Source organism: Anaerospora sp. (genome assembly GCF_032013335.1).
Taxonomy (GTDB): domain Bacteria; phylum Bacillota; class Negativicutes; order Sporomusales; family DSM-15969; genus Anaerospora.
Map to the genome: position 1 here is coordinate 1 of NZ_DALZUO010000010.1, position 19,476 is coordinate 19,476.

A 19,476-nucleotide genomic window follows, 5' to 3' on the forward strand; every position below is an offset into this window, starting at 1 on the left:
GTGGCAGCTTCAGCCCATGATTTGAGACGGTTTAAAACAGCACGGTCAAATAGCTTAACGGCAAGAAGAGCAATAGCGAAAATACACAAAGCAGTCAGATAGCTGTAGACACTGTTTTGAAAAATAATTTTATCCAGTATTGTTTGCAGCATTATCGGGCTCCTCTCATTGTTTAATTACCTTACTAATTCGACAAAATGCGGTCCATAACCTGCTCGCAGCGAGTATAGTCAAACTGGTGATTAAATCTTTAACATAATTTATAAAATTTTTAAGAATGCTTTATTGGCCGTTTATATTCAATGATTATAATAACCTCAAACAGTTTAGGAGGTTATCAATCATGAACAAAATTAAAGTATTGTACGATGTGGTAAAAGCAATCAGAAACCAAGAGGAAATCAGCGGACTTATTACCGCTGACATTCAAAAAGACGAAATTAGTATTTTCACTATGAAAAATCAGTTTGAGAAAAATTTCTTGACTGGGCAGACTAAAGCCAAAATTAATACTCAAGTTGATTATGAAGGAAAAACGGTAAGGCATGATAGTGATACTGAATTCTCTATGCCTTCCGGCAGAGGCCTTCATCATGGGCATCATGGGATGGCTCACCGGCATCATTTTGGTGCCATGGCCGCTATGCAGCATCATGACGGCAGATGCGGTCATATGGGGGGGCGTTTTGCCAAGCTGGCGTTTGTTTTAGGGTTGCTAAACGCTCTAGAGATTAAAGAAACAGAAGATAACACGCTTGTTATTACTCTTAACTCAGCAGACTTGCCGGACGATGCAAAAGACCTGATGCGCGAAAGAATGAGTCATGGTAGTACTCACCACTCCCGGCATGGGTTTATGAAAGAATTCAGCAATTTAAAACAGTTGGATTTTACTGTTACGGTTTGGCTTGATGCTAATTGTAATGTAAAAAAGGCTGCTGGTATTTTCGCCGGTATCCAGCAAGACGAGCAATTGAAGGATCATGCGATTAAGGCTAATGGGGAAGTAGTTTTCCAGGATAAGGAGAATAAGTAAGCAATGCTGCTTAAGCGCTATGTAGTTCTTGCTGAACGCTGCACTGCCTGTCAGAGGTGCCTAGCTGTTTGCCCGGTAGGCGCGATAGAACTATCTGAAGCAGGTATACCCGAAATACAAATTGCCAAGTGCCGGCGCTGCGGAGCCTGCAAAAAAATCTGCAGTCAGCAGGCAATCATCAACCGTGTCAAACTCCGGTTTTGATTAGACTAAAAAAGGGCGCAAAAGAAAATTTTGCGCTCTTTTACGTATACACTATAATAGTGGTAGATGTAAAGCTTAGGGGAAATAGGTGATAATGCATGATCAGACATCCGAAGCGTCATGAAAAAAGTTGTCAAACCGATAGAGAAAGGCTGCATAGACTTCATAGCAGATGGCGCCACCGCCATGAAATGCATCATGGCCGTTTTCTACACCACTATAGATATTTTCGCTTCTTTCGCCCGGCCGGTATACTATTCACTTTGTTAATCCTCTATCTGTTGTTTAGCTGGGTTGGAATAAAAGAAACAGGTATTATTGTAGTAGCATTATTAGTTGTAAAAGAAATAGCGCACTTTATTTTTCTATTTCGCTTGGAAAAGCGGATATTTAAGCCGATGGAACAGCTTAAGCAAGGGTTAGATGAAGTTGCCAAAGGCAATTACAATATAAAAGTGGAGTATAGCCGGCCTAATGATCTGGAATTATTAATTGATGCCTTCAATGAAATGACGAAAGAACTGTACGAAGCCGAAAAACTGCAAGCTGCCTATGAAGATAACCGCAAGGCTCTGATCGCTAATATCTCTCATGATCTCAAAACTCCGATAACCGCTATTAAAGGCTATATTGAGGCGCTGCTGGAGGGGAATGTTGCTGGTGAGAGTAAGGAAAAATACTTAAAAACGATCTGGACCAATGCAACTTATGTAAATAATTTAATTGATGACCTCTTTTTATTTACAAAATTAGATATGCAAAAATTGGTCCTTCAATATGAAAGCCTGCCAATCAGGAAATTTATGCGCGACCTCATGGAAGAGTATCAATTCAATTTTGCCGAACAAAATATTCAGTTCTGCTATGAAGATATGCTGGAAGAGGAGTGGCAGGTTAATTTAGATGGTAAAAGACTGCAGCAGGCGTTTACCAACATTATGACAAATGCTGTTCATCATGGACCTGCTGCAGGACTGGAGCTTAAGGTAATGCTTTATCAGCAAGGGCAATTTGTCGGTATCGACATTCAGGATAATGGGCCGGGCATCCCGGAGGATAAACTTCTCTTTATATTTGACCGTTTTTATCGCATTGACACAGAAAGGCCTAAAGAATTGGCCGGTACAGGTTTGGGATTGGCCATTGCTAAGGAACTGGTGGAAGCTCATGGAGGGACTATCAGCGTCGTAAGTCCCGGGCGTAGAGGGACGCGCTTTACCGTTCTGCTCCCGGTATGTTATGAAGAGACTGAGGAGGAATTCTATAGTGAAACACATTCTGATCATTGAAGACGATCGTGATATTGCTGAATTGGAGCGGGATTACCTGCAGCTAAACGGATACAAAGCGGAGATTGAGCAGGATGGGCTGGAGGGCATGAAAAAGGCGGTAACCGGCAGCTATGATGTTGTTGTCGTTGACTTAATGCTACCTAAAAAGGATGGATATGAAATTATCAAGGAAATTCGTAAGACACAAGAAATTCCTATCATCGTTGTGTCGGCAAAGAACGAGGATATAGATAAAATCAGAGGGCTTGATTTTGGCGCAGATGATTATCTTACCAAGCCTTTCAGTCCTGCTGAACTAACGGCCCGTATTAAAGCACATATTAAGCGCTACGAACGGCTTAGAGGACATATGAAAGCTTACGAAGTGCTCCAATACAAGGGGCTCGAAATTGATACGGCTTCTCATAAGATCTTTGTAAATACCAAAGAAGTACAGCTCACTACCAAAGAGTATGAACTTTTGCTGTTTCTGGCTTCCAATCCGAATATTGTTTTCAGCAAAGAGCGTATTTTTGATACGATCTGGAGTGATGAGTATTGTGGCGATACAGCAACGGTCGCCGTGCATATTCAAAAGATCCGTAAAAAGATTGAAAGAGATCCGGCAAATCCGGAATATATTGAAACACTGTGGGGGGCAGGATACCGGTTTAATCCGATGTAATAGTAAGAATCTGATTCGATAAATACACTACAAATAGGTAAAGGGCTATACTTTATTATGAGTATAGCTCTTTACTTTGAGAAACTTAACTGTTTTGTAATGCCACGGCTGTTTCTGAAGTAAAAAGGAAATAGTAAGAGAGATACTAGCATGTAAGAAAGGTGGAAAAAGAGTTATGACCTGGGTGTATGCTGACTCATCGGCAGTAGAGCGGTTTCGCTATGATAAAGCAACGGAGACTCTGGTGATCCAATTTAAAAAAGGGACAGTGTATCAGTATTTTTTCGTACCATACCCTGTTTTTGCTGCTTTTGTCAGTCATGTGAAATCAGGCGGATCAGCAGGACAGTACTTTAATGAAGCAATTAAAGACTGCTATCAATATGTACAGGTAGGTGTGAACAAGTAAGGCTGTTGCTAAAGTGTTCACACGTCTGAGCATATTTGTTATAATGGGAAAAATTATAGCTATATAGATTTTGAAAGTTGGGTTGATTTCATGCGTTTTTTGCACAAAATAACGCTGTTACTTAGTGCATTAGTTATCATTAGCAGTTTTATTCAATTTGTTATTTTTGATAGTTTTTTTCTATCCACTACGAATTCTCTTTTATTAACGACAAATGAAAAAGCTGCCGTCAATCTGGCAGAGCAGCTTTGGCTGTATTTCCAAAACACGGGAGTCTCATTAAAGACGATAGCAGCAAATGTCCGTATTCGACAAGACCAGGAATTGCTTGATGAAGCTAGAAAGCTTACTCCTGAAGTTGATATGATTTTGATACTCGACAAACAGGGAACGATCTCCCAGGTCAGCGGCAATACAACTGATATTTCGGTAGAAAATTTATCTGAGCGTGACTACTTTCAGCAAGCGATAAAAGGAAAAACATACATTAGCGGCGTGTTTACAAGCCGCAGAGATCGTAAAGTTATTGCAATTGCTACGCCTATTGTGGAGAATGGTACCATTTCCGGCGTAGTGGTCGGGATATGCCGTCTGCACGGAAATATCCTGTCATCAATGTTTGATAATAAATCATTTGGCCGCGGCGGTTTTATTACCATCTTAGATAATGAAGGCATCGTAGTTTTCCATGCTGATAAAGAACGTATTGGAAAGCGCGGTGTAATAGCCGACAGCTTTCAAGGTGTATCAGGAGCTAAGATTATGAAAAATTACTCAGGTGCTGATCAGTATATTGGCTATAGCAAGGTTCCTGAACTGAACTGGACTGTAAGTGTGATTACACCTACTGTCGAAATTGCACAAACCCGTAAAATTATGATTTATGAGATGCTGGCAGTAACGATGCTCGCTATTTTAGTCATTATTATTATTGGCAGCTACACGGTCCGGCGGTATACCAAGCCACTAGATAAGTTAATAGAAGGCTTTAGTTCTATTGGAAAAGGGGGGTACAAGCAAATAACAGCTGATGGTTATGCAGCGGAGTTTAACATGATGATTCAAGTTTATAACGATACTATTAGAAAACTGGAAGAGGTTCACACAACATTAGAAGGTGCTGCAGATTTAGATGAGTTAACAAAGGTCTATAACCGCAGATCTTTTGAAAAAATGCTGGACATTATACATTCTGAAATAGAAGCCCATTCTCTTAGTCATGTGGGAATGATGGTCCTGGATGTCGATTACTTCAAGCAAATTAATGACTCGCAAGGCCATGTAGGAGGTGATGAGATTTTAAAAAATCTTGCCGCTGTAATTGAATCTGTTGTGGGAGCCCAATCCGTATTCCGGTTTGGTGGAGATGAATTTGCAGTTGTTTTGCGAAATAGTACGGATGAATTAATTGCTGCGATGGCAGAGGATATCCGCTCCCGAAGTGAACAAGTATTAAACGGCTATACAGTAAGCATAGGGACTGCTGTCTATCCTAAAAATGCCGCTTCAGTCAGTGACCTATTGGTTTTAGCAGATAAAGCGCTGTATACCAGCAAAAAAAGCAGAAATAAAGTAACTGCATACGAAAATAACTAGCAAAGGGCCGTTCTTGATGCAGGAGTAAGTGCCATATGGGATATAATCAAACAGTGAGTCACCGAATAAGGGAGGAATTATCTTGTTGTACAGGAAGTTTGGCAAAACAAAGGAAATGGTTTCCGTTTTAGGTTTTGGCTGTATGCGTCTACCGGTTATCGGCAGCGACCCGACCAACATTGATGAAGACAAAGCAATAAAGATGATCCGTTATGCTATTGATGCCGGTGTAAACTATGTGGATACTGCATACCCTTATCATGGCACAGGTTTTATGCAAGGGGGAGCCAGCGAGCCGTTTGTGGGAAAAGTTTTGCAAGACGGCTACCGGGAAAAGGTTAAGCTGGCTACTAAACTTCCCAGCTGGCTGATTAAAACTAGAGCCGATATGGATAAATATTTAAATGAGCAATTAGAACGTCTCCAGACGGATTATATTGACTTCTATTTGGTTCACTCTTTGAATGCTAATGTCTGGCCGGTACTAAAGGAAGCCGGTATCAGCGAATTCTTAAACCAGGCACTCAGCGATGGCAGGATCAAATATGCCGGCTTTTCTTATCATGATGAAAAAGAACTGTTTAAACAGATTGTCGATTATTATGACTGGTCTTTTTGTCAAATTCAGTATAATTATTTAGATGAAGGTTACCAGGCTGGCAAAGAAGGCTTAGCATATGCTGCAAAGCGGGATTTGGGAATTGTAATTATGGAGCCTTTGCGAGGCGGGAATATTGTTAATTTGCCTCAGGAAGCAAAGGCTGTCATTGAACAGGCTGACCATAAAAGGACCCCGGCAGAATGGGGATTGCGCTGGGTCTGGAATCATCCGGAAGTATCTGTTGTACTGAGCGGTATGTCGACAATGGAGCAGGTTACGGAAAACATTCAAGTTGCTCAGGCTGCTCAGCCCAGCTCTTTGACAGCAAAAGAGCTAGCCCTAATTGATGACGTGAAGAGAATCTTTACAGAGAGAATTAGAGTGAATTGTACGGCATGTTCCTACTGCATGCCTTGCCCGGCGGGCATAAATATCCCTGGATGCTTTGCAACCTATAATGACCACTGGGTTTTTGATGCTACTCCGGCTGCGAAGCAAAGATACGGCATGTTATCCAGAACGACATCACCCGCATCTAAATGCGTAGAATGCGGTAAATGCGAAAGCCATTGTCCTCAGGGAATTGCCATTCGCGATGAACTGAAGAATGTAAGAGAGTTGTTTGAACAATAAAATTACAAAGTGATATTTCATAAGACAAACTGCCTGTTATGGCCATAAAATAAAATATAAGTGGTCAGCACAGGGAGGATTATTGTTATGAAAAAGGTGTTTTCTTATCAAACCGCTATTGGCAAGCTTACTGTTGCCGAAAATGGGGAAGCGATTACAAATTTGTATTTTCAAGAGGAAGCTGTCCCACAGGATGTGATATATGAGGAAACAGAACTGCTTCGTGAGGCTGGTCTGCAGTTAACTGCTTACTTTGCCGGGGACCGTAAGGATTTTGATCTTCCTTTTGCACCGCAAGGTACGGTGTTTATGAAGCAGGTGTGGGAAGCCTTGCTAACTATTCCTTATGGCGAAACACGAACCTACCGGGAAATCGCTGAAGCGATCGGCAGCCCAACTGCCGTCAGAGCAGTAGGGAATGCCAATAGCAAGAATCCGCTGTCCATATTTATACCCTGCCACCGGGTGATAGGAAGTAAAGGTGAACTTACTGGTTATCTGGGCGGATTGAAAGCCAAACAATTCCTGCTGGAATTGGAAAAACGAAGGAAATGCTAACCGGAAGTAGGTAGATTGGTATTGACGAACTTTCACTATGGACAAATGGAGCTGGATTATTTAAGAAAGAAAGATAAAAAACTGGGTGAAGCAATTGACCGGATCGGTTTCATTGAACGTGAGGTTATTCCTGACTTATTTACTGCATTGGTTAATAGTATTGTAGCGCAACAGATATCCATAAAAGCTGTGGATACGATTTGGGGGCGCATGGAGGAACGCTTTGGCGAAATTACGGCCCCAAATATAGCAAAGCAAGCGGTTGAAGACGTACAGCAATGTGGCATGACAATGAAGAAAGCTGTCTGGATTAAAAGTATTGCCGAGTCGGTATGTACTGGTGACCTTGATCTCAATGAACTAGCACAGCTGCCGGATGAGGAAGTGTGCAGGCGGCTTTGTTTACTTGATGGCATCGGTTTATGGACTGCTGAGATGCTAATGACCTTCTCTTTGCAGCGTAAAGACGTGGTAAGCTGGGGCGACCTTGCCATCAGGCGGGGAATGATGCGGCTGTATCATCATAAAAAGCTGGATAAAGCGAAATTTGAAAGATATAAAAAGCGTTATTCTCCTTATGGTACTATTGCTTCTTTATATCTTTGGAGAATCTCAGTGGAGTAAGCAAGGTAAAGAGGCCTGCAAGCAGCTCCTGTTTATAGCAGAAATACCCATAACCTTTCGCGAGAGACAGGTTATGGGTATTTCTATATAGGAGGAGGAATTTTCCTTTTATTACGGAATGGAAATTACTATAGATCGCAGTAAAGAGGGGGCTGTCAAGTGAAATACAAGGTTTTAGGAAAAACGGGTGTTATGGTTTCCGAATTGTGCTATGGTACGATGTCTTTTGGCAGTGAAGCAGACGAACCAGAAGCGGCGCACTTGTTTAAACGCTGCAGGGAGGCGGGAATTAATTTCTTCGACTGCTCAAACAATTACAGCGGAGGAAAGGCTGAAGAACTGCTGGGAAAGTTTATTTCAGGTTGTCGTGATGAGGTCGTCATAACGACAAAAGTCTCTCAGCGTGTAGGCAGTGATATTAATGCAATGGGCTCTTCGCGTCGTCACATTATGCTTGCAGTGGAACAGAGCCTCTCCCGTTTGAAAACAGACAGGATCGACCTTTATTTCATCCATTACTTCGATCCCTTTACTGCTATGGAGGAAACGCTGCGGGCACTTGATGATCTGGTCCGTCAGGGAAAAGTACTTTATCTTGGGGTAAGCAATTGGGCTGCATGGCAAATTGCCAAGGCGTTGGGGATTTCCGAAAGGCAGGGCCTAGCACGGTTTGCCTGTATTGAGCCTATGTACAACTTAGTGAAAAGACAGGCAGAAGTGGAAATTTTGCCGTTAGCTGAAGCCGAGCAATTAGGGGTAATTGCGTATAATGCTCTGGGTGCAGGCCTGCTTAGCGGGAAATATGGTAAAGACAGCCTGCCCCAAGTGGGCCGGATTGTGGAAAAGGATTTGTATAATAAACGCTACAGCAATCCTGCCTACTACGAAATAGCCGAACGGTTTGTCGATATGGCTAAGGAACTGGGGGTAAATCCGGTGACTCTGGCTGTCAGCTGGGTTCAGTCCCATCCAGCCATTACAGCGCCAATCATTGGTGCCAGAAATGTAAATCAGTTGGAAGCTTCACTGGCCGCAGCAGAGTTTAACATGACTCCCGGGCTTAGGGCGGAAATCAGCAGGCTTTCTATTAGTCCGGGAACAGCTACTGACCGGCTGGAAGAAGAACTTGATCAGAAGTACAGATTCAGAAATAATTAAAACAACAAACGCTATTTGCCTATACAGCAAATAGCGTTTGTTTTACTCAAATTATACTGTCTCCGGTTTAAGCAGGACACCTACAACGATTTTATCGCCGCTGGTGCTTAATTCTACATGACTTCCTTCAGGCACTTCTCCTTTAATAATCTTTTTGCTAAGCTCGGTTTCAACAAGACGGCTGATTAGACGTTTAAGCGGGCGTGCACCGAAGTTGGGATCGTAGCCTTCCTTGGCAAGCAGGGATAATGTAGCTCCATCCCACGAGAGACTGATGTTCAATTGTTTTTTGAGCCGTTTATCCAGCCCTTTCAGCAGCATGGCGGCAATTTCAGCAACCTGTTCGCCCGTAAGGGCGTTGAAGACAATAATATCATCGATACGATTGAGAAATTCAGGGCGGAAGTGATGCTTCATAATATCCAAAACACGTTCTTTGGCTGCTGTGAAATCATTGTTTAAGATTTCATGAGAACCAATATTAGAAGTCATGATGATGACGGTATTCTTAAAATCGACAGTGCGGCCTTTGCCGTCCGTCAACCGTCCATCATCCAGGATCTGAAGCAGAACATTAAATACGTCATTATGGGCTTTTTCCACTTCATCAAGCAGAATGACACTATAGGGGCGGCGGCGAACTGCTTCGGTAAGCTGACCACCCTCGTCGTAGCCGACATAGCCGGGCGGGGCCCCAATAAGACGGGATACCGTATGCTTCTCCATGTATTCGCTCATGTCGATACGGATCATGCTGCGTTCATCGTCAAAGAGAACCTCTGCCAGTGTTTTGGCAAGCTCAGTTTTGCCTACACCGGTAGGACCTAGAAAGATGAAGGAGCCGATAGGACGGTTAGGGTCTTTAACGCCTGCGCGGGCGCGAATGACAGCTTCGCTGATGGCGGTTACAGCAGCATCCTGGCCGACAACCCGCTCATGCAGCGTGTCTTCCAAATGGGATAACTTTTCCCGTTCGCCTGAAAGCAGTCTCGTAACGGGAACTCCTGTCCAGCGGCTGACAATTTTGGCAATGTCATCTTCATTGACTTCTTCTTTGAGCATCACTTTATGGGAGCGTTTCTCTGTCAGCAGTGCTTCCTCATTTTTTAAACGCTGCTCCAACTCTGGCAAGCGACCATATTTGAGTTCGGCAAGGCGATTGAGATCGTAGCTGCGTTCGGCTGATTCCATCTCCATGCGAACTCCTTCGATATCCTTTTTGAGGTTGCGCAGGCGAAGGATGCCTTGTTTTTCCATTTGCCACTGAGCCTTCAGCGAATCAGCTGCTTGCTTTAAGTTAGCCAGTTCTTCACGAATGCGGTGCAGCTTTTCCTCAGAGGCAGGATCAGCTTCTTTTTTTAGAGCCTGTTCTTCGATTTCAAGCTGCATAACGCGGCGCAGCGAGTCATCTAATTCACTAGGCATAGAGTCAATCTCCGTACGTAGTTTGGCAGCTGCTTCATCGACAAGGTCAATCGCTTTGTCCGGCAGGAAGCGGTCGGTAATATAACGGTCAGACAATACGGCGGCAGCAACAAGGGCAGCGTCTTTGATGCGTACACCATGATGTACCTCGTAACGTTCACGTAAACCCCTTAAGATGGAAATGGTATCTTCCACATCGGGCTGATCAACCATAACAGGCTGAAACCGGCGTTCCAGGGCGGTATCTTTTTCAATGTGTTTGCGGTATTCATTGAGGGTAGTGGCACCGATGCAGCGAAGTTCGCCTCTGGCAAGCATGGGTTTTAGGATATTGCCGGCATCCATGGCCCCTTCAGCAGCTCCTGCACCAACTACTGTATGCAGTTCATCAATAAAGAGAATGATTTTACCTTCTGATTTGGTTATTTCAGCAAGCACGTTTTTTAACCGCTCTTCGAACTCACCACGGTATTTAGCGCCAGCCACCATTGAGCTAAGGTCAAGCGAATAGACGGCCTTGTTTTTTAAGCCTTCCGGAACGTCACCGGCAATGATCCGGCGAGCCAGGCCTTCCACAATAGCTGTTTTGCCGACGCCAGGTTCACCAATAAGGACCGGGTTGTTTTTTGTGCGGCGGGAGAGGATTTCGATCACCCGGCGGATTTCCTCATCCCGGCCGATTACCGGGTCAAGCTTACCTTCGCTGGCCAGGTCAGTCAGATTACGCCCATATTTGCTAAGCGCCTGCATGCTTTCTTCAGGATTATCGGAATTGACTGTTCTGCCTCCGCGAAACTCGGTTATAATCTGAAGCAGGCGGCTGCGGGACAGGCCCAATTCACGGCAGGCGGCGACAACATCGGCATCCCCGTCTTCCACAATAGCTAAAAGCAGGTGCTCTATGCTGACATATTCATCTTTCATGGAAGACGCCTGAGTTTCCGCTACTGCCATTACCCGGACCATAGCCGTATTCATACGAAGTACTGCGTCCTGGCCCCTGACAGACGGGATGTTTTTAACAAGCTGCTCTGCTTTCGCCTGCAGTACATAAGGCTGGATATTGAGCTGAGATAAAATATAGGCAATGATTCCTTCACCATCTTTAGCAAGAGCCAGTAAGAGGTGGCGGGTAGTCAATTCCTGGTGATAATTCAAAGCGGCAAGCTGCTGTGCTTCTTGCATGGCAGCAGCTGCTTTTTGGGTAAATTTTTCCTGAGCCATATGATTTCCTCCTATTTGTGTGTTTGCTGACGAAGCTCCTGGATCCGACCGTATAAGGCTTTTTCTTCTTCTGATTGCTCCTTGGGTATATCAATTCGTATTTTAAAATAAAGATCGCCGGAGGAGCCGTCATTTTTCGGGAGTCCCTTATTTTTCAACCTAAGCCGCTGCCCGTTATGAACTCCTGGCTGAAGCTTGAGCTGCACCTGGCCATGGGGAGTAGGAACCTGCATTTTATCGCCAAGTACGGCTTGGTCAGGATAAATTAACAATTCTGTTTCTAAATCACTGCCCGTAATTTGCCAGTCCGAAGCAGGAGCAGCATTGATGTGGAGATAGAGATCGCCCGCAGGTCCTTCTCCGTAGCCTTTGCCACCTAGGCCTTTTAAGCGAAGCGTAGCTCCCGGATGCAAGCCAGAGGGGATCGTTACTTTGACGGTTTTAGTATCTTCCGTTGTTCCCGTACCCCCGCAGGCGCGGCAGATACCCCGCTGGGTAAAACGCTCGCCGCGGCAGGATGCGCAGATATTTGGTACAGACAGGTACAGTTCTTTTTCCACACCGTTGATAAGTTCGTTTACGGACAGGCTGATTTGGGCATCAATATCTTCGCCCTTGGAAGCAGGCTGGTGTTTCTGCGCACCACCCTGGCGTGCGCGGGCAAAGTCCTGCCCAAAGAACTGGGAGAAGAAATCACTGAACCCAAAGCCATTAAGGTCAAAATCGTCAGGCTGCTGATAGCTGTAGCTATAAGTGCCACCCCGGCCTGACGGGTCAAAATTTACTTCATCGCCAGCTTTCCAGTTCATGCCCAGTTTGTCATATTTAGAGCGTTTATCAGCATCGCCTAATACTTCATAGGCTTCATTAATTAATTTGAACTGTTCTTCTGCTTTGGCTTTGGCATCACCCTGATGGAGGTCAGGGTGATGCTTACGGGCCAGCTTGCGATACGCTTGCTTAATCTCTTTTTCTGTGGCGCTTTTGGGAATTCCCAGTATTTCATAATAATCGATATATTGCATAAGCATCACCCGCCTGCTTCTATTTGGAAGAAATGGAATTATTCGTACTCAGCATCAATTACATCGTCATCCTGCTTAGGACCAGTGGTAGGATTATTGACCTGCTGCTGCGGTTTTTCCGGTTTGCACTGGCAAGCCTGGCTGTAGGCTTGTTCCAGCTCATCCGTAAGCTGGCGCAGTCTGCCCACTTCATTATCATCTTGCAGAGCTTGCTTGACTGCATTTAGTGCAGCCTCCAAACGGCCTTTAACGTGTGCAGGAAGTGTATTGCCCTTTTCCGTGATCAGGCTTCGAGCTTGATAGGAGAGGGAATCAGCCTCATTCTTGAGTTCAATGTGCTGACGGCGAACTTTGTCTTCCTCACCATATTGTTTGGCATCGGACACCATGCGGTCAATTTCTGATTTATCAAGGTTGCTGGAACCGCTGATGGTAATAGACTGTTCCTTACCGGAGGCTTTATCTTTGGCATTTACCGTCAAGATGCCATTGGCATCAATGTCAAAAGTGACTTCAATTTGGGGAGTGCCACGGGGCGCTAGCGGAATACCGCCAAGCTTGAATGTACCAAGAGTACGGTTGGCAGCTGCCATTTCACGTTCACCCTGAAGAACGTGAATTTCTACTTCTGTCTGATTGTCGTCGGCAGTGCTGAAAACCTGGCTGCGGCGAGTGGGGATGGTAGTATTGCGCTCAATGAGCTTTGTCATGACACCACCCAATGTCTCAAGGCCAAGTGAAAGGGGGGTGACATCAAGCAGGACTACATCTTTTAAATCACCGCTTAAAACAGCTCCCTGAATGGCAGCACCTACGGCTACGACTTCATCGGGATTGACACTTTGATTGGGCTCCTTGCCTGTCATGGCTTTTACCAGGCGGTGGACGGAGGGAATACGGGTAGAGCCTCCCACCAGGATGACTTCATCAATATCTTTGGCTGAAAGTTTGGCATCGGCTAGTGCTTTTTCTACCGGAATCCGGCAGCGTTCCAACAGTTCGCGGGTTAATTCATCGAATTTTGTTCTGGTGAGTTTGTTTTCCAGGTGTTTTGGCCCCGCAGCATCAGCTGTGATGAAGGGTAGACTCACACTGGTTTCCATAACAGCAGATAGTTCTATTTTTGCCTTTTCTGCAGCTTCGGTCATCCGCTGCAGAGCTTGCTTGTCTTGCAGCAAATCGATTCCGTTATCCTTTTTAAATTCGGCAGCCAGCCAATCAACAATTGCCTTATCAAAATCGTCGCCGCCCAGATGGGTGTCGCCGTTAGTTGATTTTACTTCAAAAACGCCATCGCCGACTTCGAGGATCGATACGTCGAATGTTCCTCCTCCCAAATCAAAGACCAGAATCGTTTCATTTTTCTTTTTATCCAGTCCGTAGGCCAAAGCAGCGGCGGTAGGTTCATTGATAATTCTTAGTACATTAAGACCGGCGATGCGCCCGGCATCTTTCGTAGCCTGACGCTGTGCATCATTGAAATAGGCAGGGATAGTAATGACTGCATCAGTTATTTTTTCCCCGAGGTACTTGCTCGCATCATCAACCAGCTTGCGAAGTACTTGCGCGGATATTTCCTCAGGAGCGTATTGTTTGCCGTCAACCGTAAATTTAACTGTATTATCCGGACCCTGGTTGACTTTATAGGGAACCAGTTTCATTTCATCGGTTACTTCAGTGAAGCGGCGTCCCATAAAGCGTTTTACGGAGTAGAACGTTTTTGTAGGATTTAAGACAGACTGCCTTTTTGCCAACTGACCGACAAGGCGTTCATTATCCCGGAATGCGACAACTGACGGAGTAGTTCTGCCGCCTTCCACATTTGTGATGACCGCCGGGCGTTCTCCTTCCAGAACGGCAATGACCGAATTGGTAGTACCTAAATCAATACCCACTACTTTTCCCATAATTTGTGCCTCCCTTAGCTAATTAGTACCTTGTTTTGGAAGAGGTTTAATTCCTAATTCAATACTAACAGATAATAAATATCAATGGAAAGTCGTACAGATATTGGAAATTGTTAAATTTGGGCAAATATAACTGTTTTAGCAGGTAAATGTCTTAATATCACACGCAAGCTATTTATTTTGACCTTTTGACCTTATTGGTATATTATCTGTTGATTGTTTGACAATTATTCTATTTATGAACGCTGCCTTGGTGCTTACCTAGGCACTAAATAGCAAGGTCTATAAAAAGCGAAAAGCTGTTTTGTTCTAGTCCAAAACAGCTTTTCGCTTTATTTAATATGCTTTAATTGCTTCAAGAAATATGGCCACTAAAGGGTTGGGATTTGTCTCCTTCCAAGCAATAACACGGTCAACGCGGTAGTCGTAATTTGCGATTTCAACAAAGCGTACGTTAGGGCCGGCAAAGGCTTCCGTATGTTGTGCCAATATGGTAATCCCAATGCCTGTTTCCACAAGCAGAAGCAGTGTTTCCAGCACTGGTGTTTCACAGACAATATTCGGATAAAAACCGTGAGAGGCGCAGAGGCGTTCCATATGTTCATAGTTGGGTGCCTCGCTGCGCGAAATAATGACAAATGGCTCATGGGCTACTTCACAAAGCTCGATTTTATCCTTAGCGGCGAGAGGATGTTCGATAGGCAATACAATGCACATCGGACGGGATTGTGGATAAAAGGGGCAGATTTGCCAGCTAAGCCCTGCGGTTTCATGTAACCCATAGGAGAAGGTAAAAGCGATATCCACATCACCCCGGTCCAGGGCCTGACTAAGAGGCGTCATGTTATAGCGGAGCAGAGACAGCTTAATCCCGCTATGATTGGAATGGAATTGCTTGATGAAAGACGGAAGTTTATCTTTTTCCTGCTCCATTGAGCCAGTAAAACCAATACGCAGTATGCCGATACCACCAGTAGCGGCAAGATGGGCCTGGCTGATGGCTTCCTCTGATTTTGCTACAATTTCATTAGCATATTTTAATAACTCCGTTCCGGCTGCTGTCAACTGAACAGAGCGGGTATTGCGAACAAAGAGCTTAAGACCGATCCGTGCTTCTAAATCAGCGATTTGCTTGCTGATTGCCGATTGGTCCAGATGAGCCTCTTTAGCGGCAGCCGTGAAGTTTAAATGTTTAGCGACTAAGCTAAAGTAGCGTAACTGTCGGATATCCATGGCTCCTCCTCAAGTGCTCTGTTAATTAACAAAATTATACAACAATTAGCGTAAATAAGCCATATGAGCAAAGCTCTATTCAGAAAAATGCAAAGGCGATTAATGCCAGAACTTACTGACTGTAAGTGAATTATCGCCTTTCTCAATGCGCTTCAGGACAACTACAATGGAAGTAGAGAGAATAGTTCAACTATAGTTTAAGGAGGAAACAGATGTGCTCCATAGCTTTTCAGATGTGCTAGCTCAGGCGAAGCAGACAGCCGGAACCGAGGTTACGATCGCAGTAGCTGCTGCACAGGACCGGGATGTGCTGCAGGCTATTAAAACTGCTCAGGATATTGGGTTGGCTAGGGCAATTCTCGTAGGAGATGAATCTGCCATACGCTCCTTGATGGCAGAGATCGGCTTGTCGCCGGATACCCCTGTTGTTAATGAGCCGGATATGAACAAAGTTGGTTTGGCAGCGGTAGCATTAGTGAGACAGGGAAAAGCGCAGGTGCTAATGAAGGGACTGCTCAATAGCAATGACTTTTTGCGAGCCGTACTGCACGGGCAAGAGGGTCTTCGAACCGGGCGATTGCTTAGTCACTTAGCTTGTTTGGAGATTCCTGGAGAAGACAAATTGCTGTTTTTTAGTGATGGAGGAATGAATATTGCTCCTACATTGACAGAAAAAAGAGATATATTGATTAACTCTGTGCTGGCATTGCATAATATCGGAATTGCTTGCCCTAAGGTAGCTCTCCTTACGGCAAATGAATTGGTCAATCCCAAGATGCCGGCAACAATAGATGCTCAGGCGCTCGCTGCAATGAATGACGGAACAAACCTGCCCTGCTGTACGGTAGAGGGGCCGATTGCTATGGACGTAGCGATGAGCCCTGAAGCAGCAAAACACAAAGGGATTACCAGCAAGATAGCTGGGCAGGTGGATTTGTTTCTTGTTCCCAGTATTGAAACAGGAAATGCCGTAACAAAAGCTTTAATTCATTTTGCTAAAGCAAAGATGGCAGGTATCATACTGGGGGCAACTAACCCGATTGTTCTGACATCACGGGCTGAGACTCCTGAAGGTAAATTATATTCGATGGCATTGGCCTGCATTGCGGTCGGCAGAGCACAAAAGGATGGTGAACAGCATGCCTAAGGTAGAGGTGGAAAGCGAGCGCTGTAAAAGCTGTGGCATCTGTCTAACGGTTTGTCCCAAAAAAGTGCTGAGAATTGGGAGCAGGGCAAATTCAAAAGGCTATTATTTTGTTGAAGCAGCACAGCCAGACCAGTGTATCGGCTGCACTTTATGCGGGATGGTATGTCCTGATATTGCTCTAAAGATATATAAATAGCAGGTAAGAAAGGGGGAGCCTTATGAATAAGCATTTGCTGAAGGGAAATGAGGCAATTGCCGAGGCAGCTATCCGCGCAGGCTGTAAGCTGTTTTTCGGATATCCCATTACTCCTTCTACTGAAATTATTGAGTATTTATCGAAACATATGCCGAAAGCGGGCGGAATGGTATTGCAGGGCGAAGATGAAATCGCCTCGGTTAATATGTGTTATGGCGCAGCCTGTACCGGAGCGAGAGTGATGACTGCCTCATCCAGTCCCGGGTTTAGTCTGAAGCAGGAAGGCATGTCTTACCTTGCAGCAGCTGAGCTGCCAGTTGTCGTTGTTAACATCAACCGCAACGGTCCCGGGCTTGGTGGGTTGGGACCGAACCAAGGCGATTATTTCCAGTGTACGAAAGGCGGAGGTCATGGCGATTATAATGTCATCGTGCTGGCACCCTCCAGAGGACAGGAAATGTATGACTATACAATGGATGCCTTTGAATTGGCAGACAAGTATCGAACGCCGGTCATTATACTGGCTGATGGAATGCTGGGTCAGACGATGGAGCCGATCATCTATAAGGAACGTTCATTGACGGATTTCCCGGTTAAAGAATGGGCGACTACCGGTTGTCAGGGCCGGGCGAAACGCAAAATAGCAATGTACAATCTTACCAATGAAGCCGGCGAAATTACAGCAAAGCACTTACAGGAAAAGTTTTGCTCCATGAGAGAAGCGGAGCAACGGTGGGAAGAGGTTAACACTGAGGATGCAGAATATCTGGTGGTTGCCTACGGTACTTGCGGGCGGGTTGCTAAAAGTGCTGTTCAGCTGGCTCGCCAGCAAGGCATCCGGCTGGGTCTTATCCGTCCCATAACCTTATGGCCCTTTCCGGAGAAGGCCTTTGCCCGGCTTACCGGTATAAAGGGGATTCTGACTGTAGAGTTAAACGCGGGACAGATGATTGAAGATGTTAAGCTTGCTGTTAATTGCTCCGTACCGGTATATCTGCATAATCGCTTAGGCGGCATGCTATTGAGTGAAAACTCAATTCTCAGGCGTTTTGGAGAGGTTTTTCAACAGGAGGTGCAGGTATAATGGAAAAAGTGTTTGACAGACCAAAAGGGCTGACAGACGTTCCGTTTCATTATTGTCCGGGCTGCACGCATGGTATTATTCACCGGCTGCTGGGTGAAGTGCTGGAGGAACTGAATATCATTGAAACTACGATAGGCGTAGCACCAGTTGGCTGCTCCGGGTTCATGCTCGATATGGTAAGCTGCGATATGGTAGGCGGGGCACATGGACGCGCTCAGGCCGTGGCAACCGGTATAAAGCGAGCCATGCCTGACCGCATTGTGTTCACTTATCAGGGCGATGGCGATATTGCTGCAATCGGGATGTCTCATGCTATTCACGTTGCTGCCAGAGGAGAAAAAATAACAACTATCATGGTGAATAATGCCGTATTTGGTATGACCGGCGGGCAGATGGCACCTACAACCTTGGGCGGCCAGATTACGACTACCAGCCCCTATGGAAGGGATAACATATTCTCCGGTCCTCCCATCGACCTGCCTAAGACGATCGCCACTCTTGACGGTGCCGTTTATGTGGCGGCAGGCTCTGTGGACTCACCCAAAAATATTATCGCCACAAAAAAAATGCTGAAAAAAGCGTTTCAGGTTCAACAGAAGGGCTTAGGATTTTCTTTTGTCAGTATTTTATCGACTTGTCCTTCCAACTGGGGATTGACGCCTGTAGACAGTCTGCAATGGCTGAGGGAGCATATGATACCCGTTTATCAGTTAGGAGAGCTTAAGGTGACAGAGGAGGTCAGCGCCTTATGATCGATAAAATTCTGCTAGCCGGTTTTGGCGGTCAGGGAGTTCTTTTTATCGGCAAGATTCTTGCCTATGCCGGGATGCTTGATGAACGGCAAGTTTGCTGGATTCCTTCTTACGGACCGGAAATGCGTGGCGGAACAGCGAATTGTTCGGTTATTATTTCTGATGACGAAATCAATTCTACCGTGCTTGAATATGCGGATGCCGGTATTGTATTAAATCAGCCTGCTTACGATAAATTTTTGCCATTTATAAGGTCTGGTGGAACACTAATCATTAATGGATCAATTGTTGACACCACAAAAAGGCGTGAGGATATTTCGATTATTTCTGTCCCTGCCGGAGAGGCTGCAACTGAACTAGGTAATCACAACCTGGCTAATATGGTTTGCCTGGGGGCACTCATTAACCGTCTTACGACCACTAATCTGTTAAGTATCGAAAAGTCAATTGATGAGGTAGTGGGGAAGAAGAAACCGCAGCTGATGGAGAGCAATCTTGCTGCCGTCAAATTTGGATTGAAATATTAAGATAATAGTTAAAAAAACGGAAAGCAAATAATGCTTTTCGTTTTTTATTGGTAGGATATGTTCCTGACTATAGAGAAACGTATCAAAAATGAAGAACTAGTATTTCGTTAGCCACCTTTTAGCAAGCTGTTAGGCAGTTTTAGCGGATAGATTTCGCGAAAAACGATAAACATACAGGGGA

The 19,476-nt window shown here is 45.0% G+C and carries 19 protein-coding genes; 15 read left to right on the forward strand and 4 right to left on the reverse strand.

Going from position 1 to position 19,476, the window contains the following annotated elements; translation table 11 throughout:
* Positions 1–343 precede the first annotated feature (343 nt).
* The 10 genes from RTR76_RS09910 to RTR76_RS09955 all read left to right on the forward strand — a co-directional run bounded on the left by RTR76_RS09910 (position 344) and on the right by RTR76_RS09955 (position 8,775).
* Positions 344–1,036 carry a hypothetical protein gene (locus tag RTR76_RS09910; RefSeq protein WP_312519985.1) on the forward strand — a complete coding sequence of 231 codons (693 nt, stop codon included), beginning with the start codon at positions 344–346 and terminating at the stop codon, positions 1,034–1,036.
* Between the two features lie 3 nt (positions 1,037–1,039).
* The gene (locus RTR76_RS09915) at positions 1,040–1,240 is read left to right on the forward strand and encodes a 4Fe-4S dicluster domain-containing protein (RefSeq protein ID WP_312519987.1); all 201 of its coding nucleotides are present in this window, start codon (positions 1,040–1,042) and stop codon (positions 1,238–1,240) included.
* A 98-nt stretch (positions 1,241–1,338) separates the two neighbouring features.
* Complete coding sequence (locus RTR76_RS09920) at positions 1,339–2,529, forward strand: HAMP domain-containing sensor histidine kinase (protein WP_312519990.1); 1,191 nt, start codon at positions 1,339–1,341, stop codon at positions 2,527–2,529.
* Positions 2,507–3,196, forward strand: a complete 690-nt coding sequence (locus tag RTR76_RS09925) for a response regulator transcription factor (protein ID WP_312519993.1) — start codon at positions 2,507–2,509, stop codon at positions 3,194–3,196. The genes RTR76_RS09920 and RTR76_RS09925 overlap by 23 nt, the downstream gene beginning before the upstream one ends.
* A gap of 175 nt (positions 3,197–3,371) precedes the next feature.
* Entirely contained in the window at positions 3,372–3,605 is a 234-nt protein-coding gene (locus tag RTR76_RS09930) for a KTSC domain-containing protein (protein ID WP_312519998.1), read from the forward strand.
* Positions 3,606–3,695: 90 nt separating this feature from the next.
* The gene (locus RTR76_RS09935; protein WP_312520000.1) at positions 3,696–5,201 is read left to right on the forward strand and encodes a sensor domain-containing diguanylate cyclase; all 1,506 of its coding nucleotides are present in this window, start codon (positions 3,696–3,698) and stop codon (positions 5,199–5,201) included.
* An 85-nt stretch (positions 5,202–5,286) separates the two neighbouring features.
* The gene (locus tag RTR76_RS09940) at positions 5,287–6,435 is read left to right on the forward strand and encodes an aldo/keto reductase (RefSeq protein ID WP_312520332.1); all 1,149 of its coding nucleotides are present in this window, start codon (positions 5,287–5,289) and stop codon (positions 6,433–6,435) included.
* Positions 6,436–6,522: 87 nt separating this feature from the next.
* Positions 6,523–6,993, forward strand: a complete 471-nt coding sequence (locus tag RTR76_RS09945; RefSeq protein WP_312520002.1) for a methylated-DNA--[protein]-cysteine S-methyltransferase — start codon at positions 6,523–6,525, stop codon at positions 6,991–6,993.
* Positions 6,994–7,014: 21 nt separating this feature from the next.
* Positions 7,015–7,617 carry a DNA-3-methyladenine glycosylase 2 family protein gene (locus RTR76_RS09950; protein ID WP_312520005.1) on the forward strand — a complete coding sequence of 201 codons (603 nt, stop codon included), beginning with the start codon at positions 7,015–7,017 and terminating at the stop codon, positions 7,615–7,617.
* A gap of 159 nt (positions 7,618–7,776) precedes the next feature.
* Positions 7,777–8,775 carry an aldo/keto reductase gene (locus RTR76_RS09955; protein ID WP_312520008.1) on the forward strand — a complete coding sequence of 333 codons (999 nt, stop codon included), beginning with the start codon at positions 7,777–7,779 and terminating at the stop codon, positions 8,773–8,775.
* Between the two features lie 51 nt (positions 8,776–8,826).
* Here RTR76_RS09955 and clpB read toward each other — a convergent pair whose 3' ends face one another.
* From clpB to RTR76_RS09975, 4 genes are all read right to left on the reverse strand, one after another.
* Positions 8,827–11,424: an ATP-dependent chaperone ClpB gene (clpB, locus tag RTR76_RS09960; protein ID WP_312520011.1), complete on the reverse strand. Its 2,598-nt coding sequence runs from the start codon at positions 11,422–11,424 to the stop codon at positions 8,827–8,829.
* Positions 11,425–11,435: 11 nt separating this feature from the next.
* Positions 11,436–12,449, reverse strand: a complete 1,014-nt coding sequence (locus RTR76_RS09965; RefSeq protein WP_312520014.1) for a DnaJ C-terminal domain-containing protein — start codon at positions 12,447–12,449, stop codon at positions 11,436–11,438.
* 38 nt (positions 12,450–12,487) lie between these two features.
* Positions 12,488–14,356 carry a molecular chaperone DnaK gene (gene dnaK, locus RTR76_RS09970; RefSeq protein WP_312520017.1) on the reverse strand — a complete coding sequence of 623 codons (1,869 nt, stop codon included), beginning with the start codon at positions 14,354–14,356 and terminating at the stop codon, positions 12,488–12,490.
* A gap of 336 nt (positions 14,357–14,692) precedes the next feature.
* Positions 14,693–15,589 (reverse strand): LysR family transcriptional regulator, encoded by an 897-nt coding sequence (locus RTR76_RS09975; RefSeq protein WP_312520018.1) that lies wholly within the window; start codon positions 15,587–15,589, stop codon positions 14,693–14,695.
* A gap of 214 nt (positions 15,590–15,803) precedes the next feature.
* On the opposite strand from RTR76_RS09975, the gene RTR76_RS09980 reads away from it, so the two are divergent.
* The 5 genes from RTR76_RS09980 to RTR76_RS10000 are packed head-to-tail and all read left to right on the forward strand — an operon-like array spanning position 15,804 to position 19,295.
* Complete coding sequence (locus RTR76_RS09980) at positions 15,804–16,736, forward strand: phosphate acyltransferase (RefSeq protein WP_312520021.1); 933 nt, start codon at positions 15,804–15,806, stop codon at positions 16,734–16,736.
* Entirely contained in the window at positions 16,729–16,932 is a 204-nt protein-coding gene (locus RTR76_RS09985; RefSeq protein WP_312520024.1) for a 4Fe-4S dicluster domain-containing protein, read from the forward strand. The genes RTR76_RS09980 and RTR76_RS09985 overlap by 8 nt, the downstream gene beginning before the upstream one ends.
* A gap of 22 nt (positions 16,933–16,954) precedes the next feature.
* A complete protein-coding gene (gene vorB, locus RTR76_RS09990) occupies positions 16,955–18,016 on the forward strand; it encodes a 3-methyl-2-oxobutanoate dehydrogenase subunit VorB (RefSeq protein ID WP_312520027.1) in 1,062 nt (353 codons plus the stop codon).
* On the forward strand, positions 18,016–18,768 hold the full coding sequence (locus RTR76_RS09995) for a thiamine pyrophosphate-dependent enzyme (protein ID WP_312520032.1): 753 nt from the start codon (positions 18,016–18,018) through the stop codon (positions 18,766–18,768). Before vorB ends, RTR76_RS09995 begins: the two co-directional genes overlap by 1 nt.
* Positions 18,765–19,295: a 2-oxoacid:acceptor oxidoreductase family protein gene (locus tag RTR76_RS10000; protein ID WP_312520035.1), complete on the forward strand. Its 531-nt coding sequence runs from the start codon at positions 18,765–18,767 to the stop codon at positions 19,293–19,295. The genes RTR76_RS09995 and RTR76_RS10000 overlap by 4 nt, the downstream gene beginning before the upstream one ends.
* The last annotated feature ends 181 nt before the right edge of the window (positions 19,296–19,476 follow it).

What these genes read in the sequence shown, in the direction of transcription:
- RTR76_RS09910 (WP_312519985.1), top strand. Translation starts at nt 344, where the DNA reads ATGAACAAAATTAAAGTATTGTACGATGTGGTAAAAGCAATCAGAAAC.
- RTR76_RS09915 (WP_312519987.1), top strand. Translation starts at nt 1,040, where the DNA reads ATGCTGCTTAAGCGCTATGTAGTTCTTGCTGAACGCTGCACTGCCTGT.
- RTR76_RS09920 (WP_312519990.1), top strand. Translation starts at nt 1,339, where the DNA reads ATGATCAGACATCCGAAGCGTCATGAAAAAAGTTGTCAAACCGATAGA.
- RTR76_RS09930 (WP_312519998.1), top strand. Translation starts at nt 3,372, where the DNA reads ATGACCTGGGTGTATGCTGACTCATCGGCAGTAGAGCGGTTTCGCTAT.
- RTR76_RS09935 (WP_312520000.1), top strand. Translation starts at nt 3,696, where the DNA reads ATGCGTTTTTTGCACAAAATAACGCTGTTACTTAGTGCATTAGTTATC.
- RTR76_RS09945 (WP_312520002.1), top strand. Translation starts at nt 6,523, where the DNA reads ATGAAAAAGGTGTTTTCTTATCAAACCGCTATTGGCAAGCTTACTGTT.
- clpB (WP_312520011.1), bottom strand. Translation starts at nt 11,424, where the DNA reads ATGGCTCAGGAAAAATTTACCCAAAAAGCAGCTGCTGCCATGCAAGAA.
- RTR76_RS09965 (WP_312520014.1), bottom strand. Translation starts at nt 12,449, where the DNA reads ATGCAATATATCGATTATTATGAAATACTGGGAATTCCCAAAAGCGCC.
- dnaK (WP_312520017.1), bottom strand. Translation starts at nt 14,356, where the DNA reads ATGGGAAAAGTAGTGGGTATTGATTTAGGTACTACCAATTCGGTCATT.
- RTR76_RS09975 (WP_312520018.1), bottom strand. Translation starts at nt 15,589, where the DNA reads ATGGATATCCGACAGTTACGCTACTTTAGCTTAGTCGCTAAACATTTA.
- RTR76_RS09985 (WP_312520024.1), top strand. Translation starts at nt 16,729, where the DNA reads ATGCCTAAGGTAGAGGTGGAAAGCGAGCGCTGTAAAAGCTGTGGCATC.
- vorB (WP_312520027.1), top strand. Translation starts at nt 16,955, where the DNA reads ATGAATAAGCATTTGCTGAAGGGAAATGAGGCAATTGCCGAGGCAGCT.
- RTR76_RS09995 (WP_312520032.1), top strand. Translation starts at nt 18,016, where the DNA reads ATGGAAAAAGTGTTTGACAGACCAAAAGGGCTGACAGACGTTCCGTTT.
- RTR76_RS10000 (WP_312520035.1), top strand. Translation starts at nt 18,765, where the DNA reads ATGATCGATAAAATTCTGCTAGCCGGTTTTGGCGGTCAGGGAGTTCTT.